The organism is Oleiphilus sp. HI0123 (assembly GCF_001635315.1).
Genome location: NZ_LWGE01001514.1, coordinates 1 through 2,117, shown reverse-complemented (window position 1 = coordinate 2,117; position 2,117 = coordinate 1). Strand labels below are relative to the sequence as shown.

1 protein-coding gene and 1 pseudogene are annotated in these 2,117 nt (G+C 47.5%); both read left to right on the top strand.

Annotation, left to right across the window (positions count from 1 at the left end; genetic code table 11):
* Positions 1-623 (top strand): annotated as a pseudogene (locus A3761_RS20100) (AMP-binding protein); the annotation flags it as partial.
* Positions 624-1,036: 413 nt separating this feature from the next.
* A partial coding sequence (locus A3761_RS20095) for a molybdopterin-dependent oxidoreductase (protein WP_156491982.1) occupies positions 1,037-2,117 on the top strand: 1,081 nt, incomplete at its 3' end.

The window sequence follows — 2,117 nt, the reverse complement described above, 5'->3', positions numbered from 1 at the left end:
TTAAACCTGCGATTGTCGACAATGAAGGCAATATTCTGGAAGGTGCAGCTGAAGGTAATTTAGTTATGCTGGATAGCTGGCCTGGGCAGATGCGTACTGTCTACGGCGACCATGAACGCTTTATCCAGACCTACTTTAGTACCTATGAAGGTATGTACTTCACAGGTGATGGTGCGCGTCGCGATGAAGATGGTTATTACTGGATTACCGGTCGTGTTGATGATGTCTTGAATATTTCGGGGCACAGAATGGGCACCGCTGAAATCGAAAGTGCATTAGTGGCTCACCCAGATGTTGCCGAAGCCGCTGTTGTTGGCTACCCTCACGATATTAAAGGCCAAGGTATTTATGTCTATGTCAGTATGATGCATGACCATGACATTGACCTAAATGACGCGCTCAAAGACACCTTGAAGCAATGGGTGAGAAAAGAGATTGGCCCTGTCGCGACACCGGATATCATCCAGTGGGCACCGGCGTTGCCAAAGACCCGTTCTGGTAAAATCATGCGCCGTATTTTGCGCAAGATAGCCGCGAACGAGCATGATAGCTTGGGGGATATCTCTACCTTGGCCGATCCTTCAGTGGTCGCCAAATTGGTTGATGAACGACTGAACAAGTAAGCAATCAACGCTACTGTAGGCAGAGGGGGAAACCCCTCGCAGAACCAGACCCTTGCTAGCCCGCCAGCGAGCCGTGGAAGGCTCTGCCTACAAGTATGGTTTTTCTCGAATCCGTAGGCAAACGGTTCCACCTCTCGCAGAATCTGCCCCCTTGCTAGCCCTCTAGCGAGCCTGGGACGGCCGCTCTGTCTACAAAACACTCCGCCAGATCCAGCAGTAAAATCGACAGCAATTTCCCTGATATCATTTAGACAACAACTTGGCTCGCTAATTGCGAATCACTCCAGCTACTAAAATTATTAATCTATAAATCAATGACTTATAGAAATGTTGCGCTAGCTTGGTGCAATTCTTGAGTAAATTGCTCAGGTATTGCACGGCATTGGTGCTCATTATTGAGAGAGTGTTTGTTTATGTTGTTTGGTCGAAAAGACAGAAAGCCTATCAAGATAGTAGAAAAACCTGTTAAGGAATGGAAGTACACCACCTGTGGTTATTGCTCGACTGGTTGCTCGATTGAAGTCGGTATCGATGAGGATGGAAAAGCGGTAGGAACCCGTGGTGATACCGGGGCAGATGTAAATCGTGGGAAGCTATGTATTAAAGGTATTTTTGAGCACCAACTATTTGATTCAGAGGGCCGCGGTGGTCAACCTCTGATGCGCGACAAATTCTATCAAGACTTTAAGCCTGCCAGCTGGGACCAAGCGCTCGATAAGACGGCCGCTGAATTCAAGCGAATCCAGGAAAAGTACGGCAAAGATTCTGTCGCTGTCGTCTCGACTGGGCAGATCTTCACTGAAGAATTTTATACTTTGGGTAAATTGGTGCGAGGTTGTATTGGTACCAATCATTATGATGGTAATACGACGCTTTGCATGGCTTCTGCCGTTTCAGGCTATAAGCGCTCTTTTGGTTCTGACGGACCTCCTGGTTGTTATGAGGACTTTGAGCATACGGAGTGCTTAATTGCCTGGGGCTCAAACCTGCCTGAGCAACACCCGATTATCTATTGGCGACTTAAAGAGGCCTTAGAGAAGCGAAAATTCCCGGTAATTGTTGTTGACCCTCGTGTAACCATGTTGGCGCAATTTGCTGATATTCACTTACCCATCACGCCTGGCACCGATGTGGTGCTCCAGAATAGTTTGATGCATGTGATTTTAGCTGAAGGTCTTGAAGACCGAGACTACATCAATGCAAATACCCAGGGCATAGAAGAAGTTGAAGCACTGGTTAAGGACTACGACCCGGTCAGTGCTTCAAAAATATGTGGTATTGATGAAGATACGATTCGTAATGTCGCGCGCTTGTATGCGAAAGCCGGTGCTGCAATGAGTATTTGGACGATGGGGATTAACCAGAGCACTCATGGTTCAGACGGCGTTGTCGGCATCAATAACTTGAACCTGATTACCGGAAATATCGGTAAGCCAGGTGGTACCAGCTTGTCTATTACAGGTCAGTGTAATGCTATGGGGACGCGTGAATGGT